A 7,590-nucleotide genomic window follows, 5' to 3' on the forward strand; every position below is an offset into this window, starting at 1 on the left:
TTTCTGGTGCGTACCGGGCTGAGAGGCGGTGTAAGTGAACTGTAGTTGCCATGTTTTACGGCAATGAGAGCAGAGATAGCGCTGATGTCCGGCAGTGCTTTTGCCGTTACGCACCACGCCTTCAGTAGCGGAGCAGGAAGGACATCTGATGGAAATGGAAGCCACGCAAGCACCTTAAAATCACCATCATACACTAAATCAGTAAGTTGGCAGCATTACCTGCAATCAATATTGCAATCTTGAGTTCAAACCTTTTGAAATTATCACGCTACGATTAACTCAATAGCGTACTAACCTAAAAACTCAAAATAGTGGGAACACTCATTGAGATTTTTTATCGAGTACAGCCTCTCAATAATTTGAGAGGCTTTTTTTTATTTGATAGGATAAAGATCTTTACGCTTATACGGTTGGATTTCGCCCGGTCTGCGAGTTTTCAGCAATTTTAGTATCCAGGTGTATTGTTCTGGTCGCGGACCAACAAAAATCTCGACTTCTTCATTCATCCGCCGCGCAATCGTATGATCATCCGCCTCTAACAGATCATCCATCGGTGGGCGCACCTGAATCGTCAGACGATGCGTCTTGCCATCATAAATCGGAAACAGCGGTACAACGCGCGCACGGCACACTTTCATCAAACGACCAATCGCGGGCAACGTCGCTTTATAGGTGGCAAAGAAATCCACAAATTCGCTGTGCTCTGGGCCATGATCCTGATCGGGTAAATAATATCCCCAGTACCCCTGACGTACCGACTGGATGAATGGTTTAATACCGTCATTTCTCGCATGCAGACGACCGCCAAAGCGACGACGCACCGTGTTCCAGACATAATCAAAAACCGGGTTGCCCTGATTATGGAACATCGCTGCCATTTTCTGCCCTTGCGAGGCCATCAGCATGGCAGGAATATCGACGGCCCAACCGTGCGGCACCAGAAAGATAACTTTCTCGTTATTACGCCTCATCTCTTCGATGATCTGCAGCCCTTGCCAGTCAACGCGCGGCTGAATTTTCTCCGGTCCGCGTATTGCCAACTCAGCCATCATTGCCATCGCTTGCGGCGCGGTGGCAAACATCTCATCAACAATCGCTTCGCGTTCAGCTTCACTACGTTCTGGAAAGCAGAGCGACAGATTGATTAACGCACGACGGCGTGAGCTTTTTCCCAGTCGTCCGGCAAAACGTCCCAGCCGTGCCAGAATGGGATCACGGAACTTTGGCGGCGTTAAAGCGATACCCACCATCGCTGCTACGCCCAGCCATGCTCCCCAGTAGCGCGGGTGGCGAAAGGATTTATCAAACTCAGGAATGTATTCGCTATTATTTTTTTTCGTTTCCATGCTTTTCCAGTTTCGGATAAGGCAAAAATCAATCTGGTGATAGTGTAGCGGCGCAACTTGCCCCGCACCAAATAAAAAAAGCCGGTACTGACTGCGTACCGGCTGCGAATGGATGTTAATTAATCAAACCGTAGCTGCGGCACAATCTCTTTGGCCTGCGCCAGGAATTCGCGACGATCGGAGCCGGTCAGCCCTTCGGTACGCGGCAGTTTTGCCGTCAGCGGGTTTACGGCCTGCTGGTTTATCCATACTTCATAGTGCAGATGCGGCCCGGTTGAACGTCCGGTATTACCGGAAAGCGCGATACGGTCGCCACGTTTCACCTTCTGTCCCGGTTTCACCAGAATCTTGCGCAAGTGCATATAACGCGTGGTGTAGCTGCGACCATGACGAATAGCCACATAATAACCTGCTGCGCCACTGCGTTTGGCAACCACCACTTCACCGTCACCCACTGAAAGCACTGGCGTACCCTGCGGCATGGCGAAATCAACACCTCTGTGTGGTGCAACGCGACCGGTCACCGGATTAGTACGACGCGGGTTAAAGTTAGACGAGATACGGAACTGTTTCGCCGTCGGGAATCGCAAGAATCCTTTCGCCAGACCAGTACCGTTACGGTCGTAGAATTTGCCATCCTCAGCGCGGATTGCGTAATAATCTTTACCTTCTGAACGCAAACGTACGCCCAGCAGCTGGCTTTGCTCACGTTTACCATCAAGCATCTCTCGAGACATTAACACCGCAAATTCATCGCCTTTTTTCAGTTTGCGGAAATCCATTTGCCACTGCATGGCTTTAATCACTGCGCTCACTTCGGCGCTGGTTAAACCGGCGTTTCTGGCGCTGGCAACAAAGCTCCCTCCGACGGTACCTTTCAGCAGATTGTTAACCCACTCTCCTTGCTGCATTTCGCTGGTCATTTTAAAACCGTTAGCGGCAGTACGGTCATAGGTTCGGGTTTCACGACGAGACACTTCCCAGGTGAGGCGCTGCAGTTCGCCGTCCGCGGTTAATGTCCAGGAGAGTTGTTGACCGATTTTCAGGTTACGCAATTCTTTGTCGGCCGCAGCCAGTTGGTGATATCACCCATATCAATACCATACTGATTGAGAATGCTGCTTAGCGTATCGCCAGTGGAAACAACATATTCATGCACGCCCGCTTCACCGGCGATTTTGTCATCCAGTTCGTCCTGGGGAATGGCTTCATCTTCTTGTGCAGCTTGATCAATCGGCTCACTGGCTTCAGGTAAGAGCGAACGAATTTCGTTCTGTTCCAGCTCAATGGTTTTGACAATTGGCGTGGCATCGCGGTGATAAACATAGGGCCGCCAGACAGCGACGGCCAGAGTAAGAACGGTGAGCGACCCCAACATAACGCGGTGTGGTCGCGGTAAATTATTAAACGCCAGGGCGACAGAGCGGGCTATCTGTTGCACGTAATCACTTCCTCATTAATCTCCTTTCAGGCAGCTCGCATACTGGTTGGCTAATTGACTCAGGAATTCTGAATAGCTTGTTTTACCCAGTTTGATATTCGTCCCCAAGGGATCCAACGTTCCCATACGAACGGATGTCCCTCGTGCGACGCTCTCAACGACCGCTGGCCTGAACTGTGGCTCAGCAAAAACGCAGGTTGCTTTTTGCTCAACCAACTGTGTTCTTATTTCATGTAAACGCTGCGCGCCAGGTTGAATCTCAGGGTTAACGGTAAAATGACCAAGCGGTGTCAGTCCGAACTGTTTTTCGAAATAGCCGTAAGCATCGTGAAAAACGAAATAACCTTTCCCCTTGAGCGGCGCGAGCTCGTTACCAACCTGCGTTTCGGTTGAGGCTAATTGTGCCTCAAAATCCTTCAGGTTGGCGTCAAGTTTGGCTCGACTTTGCGGCATAAGTTCCACTAATTTTCCATGGATTGCAACCGCTGTAGCCCGCGCTATCTCTGGGGAAAGCCAAAGATGCATGTTGAAATCGCCGTGATGGTGATCTTCTTCACTTTTTTCCGCGTGGTCGTGATCATCATCATCGCCGTGAATACTTTTCATCAGTAGCAGTTTCACATCTTCAAGCTGCGCAATCGTTACCTGCTTCGCTCCTAGTAATTTGCTTACCGGTTTTTGCATAAACGCTTCCATCTCCGGGCCAACCCAAACGACTAAGTCCGCGTTCTGTAAGCGTTTTACATCCGATGGACGCAGTGAATAATCATGTTCTGAAGCGCCGTCAGGCAGTAAAACCTCCGTTTCTGTTACACCATCAGCAATGGCAGAAGCGATGAACCCAACGGGTTTAAGCGAAGCGACAACGGCGGCATCTGCGGCCTGTGTTGCACCTCCCCAGAGAGCGGCGGATAATGCTGCGAAAAGAAGCGTTTTTTTATGTAACATAATGCGACCAATCATCGTAATGAATATGAGAAGTGTGATATTATAACATCTCATGACTACTGCAAGACTAAAATTAACATGACAAGTCTGGTTTCCCTGGAAAATGTCTCAGTTTCTTTTGGCCAACGCCGCGTCCTCTCTGATGTGTCGCTGGAACTTAAACCTGGAAAAATTTTGACTTTACTTGGGCCAAATGGCGCAGGTAAGTCGACACTGGTACGGGTAGTGCTCGGGCTGGTAACACCCGATGAAGGGGTTATCAAGCGCAACGGAAAACTACGCATCGGCTATGTACCGCAGAAGCTGTATCTCGACACCACGTTGCCACTGACCGTAAACCGTTTTTTACGCTTACGCCCTGGCACACATAAAGAAGATATTTTGCCTGCACTGAAACGTGTCCAGGCCGGGCATCTGATTAACGCACCGATGCAAAAGCTCTCTGGTGGCGAAACACAGCGTGTACTGTTAGCGCGAGCATTGTTAAATCGACCGCAATTATTAGTGCTGGATGAACCCACTCAAGGCGTGGATGTAAATGGCCAGGTGGCGTTATATGACCTTATTGACCAGTTGCGTCGCGAACTGGATTGTGGCGTTTTAATGGTCTCTCACGATCTGCATCTGGTAATGGCAAAAACCGATGAAGTGCTGTGTCTGAATCACCACATTTGTTGTTCCGGCACACCGGAAGTTGTTTCCCTACATCCGGAGTTTATTTCTATGTTTGGTCCTCGTGGTGCTGAACAACTGGGTATCTATCGCCATCATCATAATCATCGTCACGATTTACAGGGACGAATTGTTTTGCGTCGGGGAAATGATCGCTCATGATTGAATTATTATTTCCCGGTTGGTTAGCCGGGATCATGCTCGCCTGTGCCGCGGGTCCGCTGGGTTCGTTTGTAGTCTGGCGTCGTATGTCTTATTTCGGTGATACGCTGGCTCATGCCTCATTACTTGGCGTCGCGTTTGGTTTGTTGCTGGACGTGAATCCATTCTATGCGGTAATTGCCGTTACGCTGCTCCTGGCGGGCGGTCTGGTATGGCTGGAGAAACATCCACAGCTGGCGCTTGACACGTTATTAGGGATTATGGCGCACAGTGCCCTGTCGCTGGGCCTGGTGGTCGTTAGTCTGATGTCTAACATTCGTGTTGATTTGATGGCTTACCTGTTCGGTGATTTGCTGGCAGTGACGCCAGAAGATCTCATCGCTATTGCGATTGGCGTGGTCATCGTGGTGGCTATTTTGTTCTGGCAATGGCGCAATTTGCTGTCGATGACGATTAGCCCGGATCTGGCGTTTGTTGATGGTGTGAAATTACAGCGCGTGAAATTGTTGTTGATGCTGGTGACGGCATTGACGATTGGTGTAGCGATGAAATTTGTTGGCGCGTTGATTATTACTTCACTGCTGATTATTCCTGCTGCTACTGCACGTCGCTTTGCCCGCACGCCGGAACAGATGGCAGGTGTCGCTGTGTTGGTGGGGATGGTTGCCGTAACGGGCGGTTTAACCTTTTCCGCATTTTACGATACGCCGGCGGTCCGTCGGTGGTGCTATGTGCAGCACTGTTATTTATTATCAGTATGATGAAAAAGCAGGCCAGCTAATCTATCGCTGAACACATTTGTCGGATGCGTCGCGAGCGACCAATCCGACTTACGGCATTTCTGGCGGCGTTATGCCAAAGTGATTCCACGCCCGCGTCGTCGCCATACGCCCACGCGGTGTACGCTGCAAAAAGCCTTGCTGAATCAAATAAGGTTCCAGCACATCCTCAATGGTTTCACGTTCTTCGCCAATAGCCGCCGCCAGGTTATCCAGACCTACCGGCCCACCAAAGAACTTATCGATTACCGCCAGCAACAATTTGCGGTCCATATAATCGAAACCTTCAGCATCGACATTCAACATGTCCAGCGCCTGAGCAGCGATATCTGCCGAGATGGTGCCATCGTGCTTCACTTCGGCGAAATCACGCACTCGACGCAGCAGACGGTTGGCAATACGTGGCGTACCGCGAGCGCGACGAGCAACTTCCAGCGCGCCGTCATCACTCATCTCAAGCCCCATAAAGCGTGCACTGCGACTAACGATATATTGCAGATCCGGCACCTGATAAAACTCCAGACGTTGCACAATACCAAAACGGTCGCGCAACGGTGATGTCAGCGAACCTGCGCGCGTGGTTGCGCCAATCAGGGTAAACGGCGGCAAATCAATTTTAATGGAGCGTGCCGCCGGACCTTCACCAATCATGATATCCAGTTGGTAGTCTTCCATTGCCGGGTACAGCACTTCTTCAACAACTGGCGATAAACGGTGGATCTCATCAATAAACAGCACGTCATGCGGTTCAAGGTTAGTGAGCATCGCTGCCAGATCGCCCGCCTTTTCCAGCACCGGACCAGAAGTCGTGCGTAAATTAACGCCCATTTCATTGGCGACAATGTTGGCAAGCGTAGTTTTACCCAACCCCGGAGGACCAAAAATCAACAAATGATCGAGGGCATCGCCGCGCAGTTTCGCTGCTTTGATGAAAATCTCCATCTGTGAACGAACCTGCGGCTGACCAACATACTCTTCCAGTAATTTAGGGCGAATGGCGCGATCTGCTACATCTTCCGGCAAAGTGGTACCGGCAGAAATCAGACGGTCTGCTTCAATCATCCTTTACCTCATAACGCGGCGCGTAGGGCTTCGCGAATTAATGTTTCACTGCTGGCGTCAGGGCGAGCGATTTTGCTCACCATGCGGCTTGCTTCTTGTGGTTTATAGCCCAGCGCCACCAGCGCGGCAACCGCTTCCTGTTCAGCATCGTCGGTCGCCGGGCTGGCAGGTGATGTGAGTACCAGGTCGGCGGCAGGGGTAAACAGATCGCCATGCAAACCTTTAAATCGGTCTTTCATTTCAACAATCAAGCGTTCGGCGGTTTTTTTGCCAATACCCGGCAGTTTCACCAGTGCCCCCACTTCTTCACGTTCAACGGCATTAACGAACTGCTGCGCTGACATTCCGGAGAGGATCGCCAGCGCCAACTTCGGGCCGACGCCGTTGGTTTTGATCAACTCTTTGAACAATGTGCGCTCTTGTTTATTGTTAAAACCGTACAGCAGTTGCGCGTCTTCACGCACCACAAAGTGGGTGAAAACGATCGCTTCCTGACCCGCTTCAGGGAGTTCATAAAAACAGGTCATCGGCATATGCACTTCATAGCCTACGCCGCCCACTTCAATTAACACCAGCGGGGGTTGTTTTTCAATGATGATGCCTCTGAGTCTGCCTATCACATGACGCTCCTGCGTAATGAATCAAAGATAATGCTGTATGATAAAAAAATGCTGGATAGATATCCAGCGAAGGATGAAGAAAACTTGCGAGGTGTCTCGATGAACTGAAAAATGGCGCAGTATGATTTATTCTACAGGTTATATTGGAAGCAAATATTTAAATATTACGTATTCAGTGAAGAAATGCGTAATAAAAATATACATTGCACCTCCTGAAAAAATAATTTTTTTATGCTATTACGTATATTCGTATCTATTTCAATGGAATGACAACGTGAATATTAATTACCCTGCTGAATATGAAATTGGAGATATCGTCTTTACATGTATAGGTGCTGCCGGTAATGCTGCCAACTTACTGATTTAGTGTATGATGGTGATTTTAAGGTGCTTGCGTGGCTTCCATTTCCATCAGATGTCCTTCCTGCTCCGCTACTGAAGGCGTGGTGCGTAACGGCAAAAGCACTGCCGGACATCAGCGCTATCTCTGCTCTCATTGCCGTAAAACATGGCAACTACAGTTCACTTACACCGCCTCTCAGCCCGGTACGCACCAGAAA

At 49.8% G+C, this 7,590-nt stretch carries 8 protein-coding genes and 3 pseudogenes; 4 read left to right on the forward strand and 7 right to left on the reverse strand.

What is annotated here, in order from left to right:
* The 4 genes and pseudogenes from BHE85_RS07660 to znuA form a co-directional block, all read right to left on the reverse strand.
* Positions 1-165 (reverse strand): IS1 family transposase (locus tag BHE85_RS07660; protein WP_047664789.1); only part of this gene is annotated, 165 nt, incomplete at its 3' end.
* A 209-nt stretch (positions 166-374) separates the two neighbouring features.
* A complete protein-coding gene (lpxM, locus tag BHE85_RS07670) occupies positions 375-1,346 on the reverse strand; it encodes a lauroyl-Kdo(2)-lipid IV(A) myristoyltransferase (protein WP_000448395.1) in 972 nt (323 codons plus the stop codon).
* A 119-nt stretch (positions 1,347-1,465) separates the two neighbouring features.
* Positions 1,466-2,787, reverse strand: a pseudogene (mepM, locus tag BHE85_RS07675) (murein DD-endopeptidase MepM).
* Positions 2,788-2,802: 15 nt separating this feature from the next.
* Positions 2,803-3,735: a zinc ABC transporter substrate-binding protein ZnuA gene (znuA, locus tag BHE85_RS07680; RefSeq protein ID WP_004983046.1), complete on the reverse strand. Its 933-nt coding sequence runs from the start codon at positions 3,733-3,735 to the stop codon at positions 2,803-2,805.
* Between the two features lie 78 nt (positions 3,736-3,813).
* Between znuA and znuC the strand changes: the two genes are divergently transcribed.
* On the forward strand, positions 3,814-4,569 hold the full coding sequence (gene znuC, locus BHE85_RS07685) for a zinc ABC transporter ATP-binding protein ZnuC (protein WP_000202996.1): 756 nt from the start codon (positions 3,814-3,816) through the stop codon (positions 4,567-4,569).
* Positions 4,566-5,350 (forward strand): annotated as a pseudogene (gene znuB / locus BHE85_RS07690) (zinc ABC transporter permease subunit ZnuB). Before znuC ends, znuB begins: the two are co-directional and overlap by 4 nt.
* Positions 5,351-5,399: 49 nt before the next feature.
* Here znuB and ruvB read toward each other — a convergent pair.
* The 3 genes from ruvB to yobI all read right to left on the reverse strand — a co-directional run bounded on the left by ruvB (position 5,400) and on the right by yobI (position 7,234).
* Positions 5,400-6,410, reverse strand: coding sequence for a Holliday junction branch migration DNA helicase RuvB (gene ruvB, locus BHE85_RS07695; RefSeq protein ID WP_000568519.1), 1,011 nt, complete (start codon positions 6,408-6,410; stop codon positions 5,400-5,402).
* Between the two features lie 8 nt (positions 6,411-6,418).
* Complete coding sequence (ruvA, locus tag BHE85_RS07700; protein WP_000580323.1) at positions 6,419-7,030, reverse strand: Holliday junction branch migration protein RuvA; 612 nt, start codon at positions 7,028-7,030, stop codon at positions 6,419-6,421.
* Positions 7,031-7,168: 138 nt separating this feature from the next.
* Positions 7,169-7,234 (reverse strand): stress response small protein YobI, encoded by a 66-nt coding sequence (gene yobI, locus BHE85_RS07705; protein WP_001386853.1) that lies wholly within the window; start codon positions 7,232-7,234, stop codon positions 7,169-7,171.
* Positions 7,235-7,304: 70 nt separating this feature from the next.
* Here yobI and BHE85_RS27305 point away from each other — a divergent pair.
* Positions 7,305-7,370 (forward strand): annotated as a pseudogene (locus tag BHE85_RS27305) (YebB family permuted papain-like enzyme); the annotation flags it as partial.
* A 55-nt stretch (positions 7,371-7,425) separates the two neighbouring features.
* The coding region (locus BHE85_RS07710; protein ID WP_047664789.1) for an IS1 family transposase at positions 7,426-7,590 on the forward strand (165 nt) is incomplete at its 3' end.

Origin of the sequence: Shigella sp. FC1567 (genome assembly GCF_001743015.1) — a bacterium.
Classification (GTDB): Bacteria; Pseudomonadota; Gammaproteobacteria; order Enterobacterales; family Enterobacteriaceae; genus Escherichia; species Escherichia coli.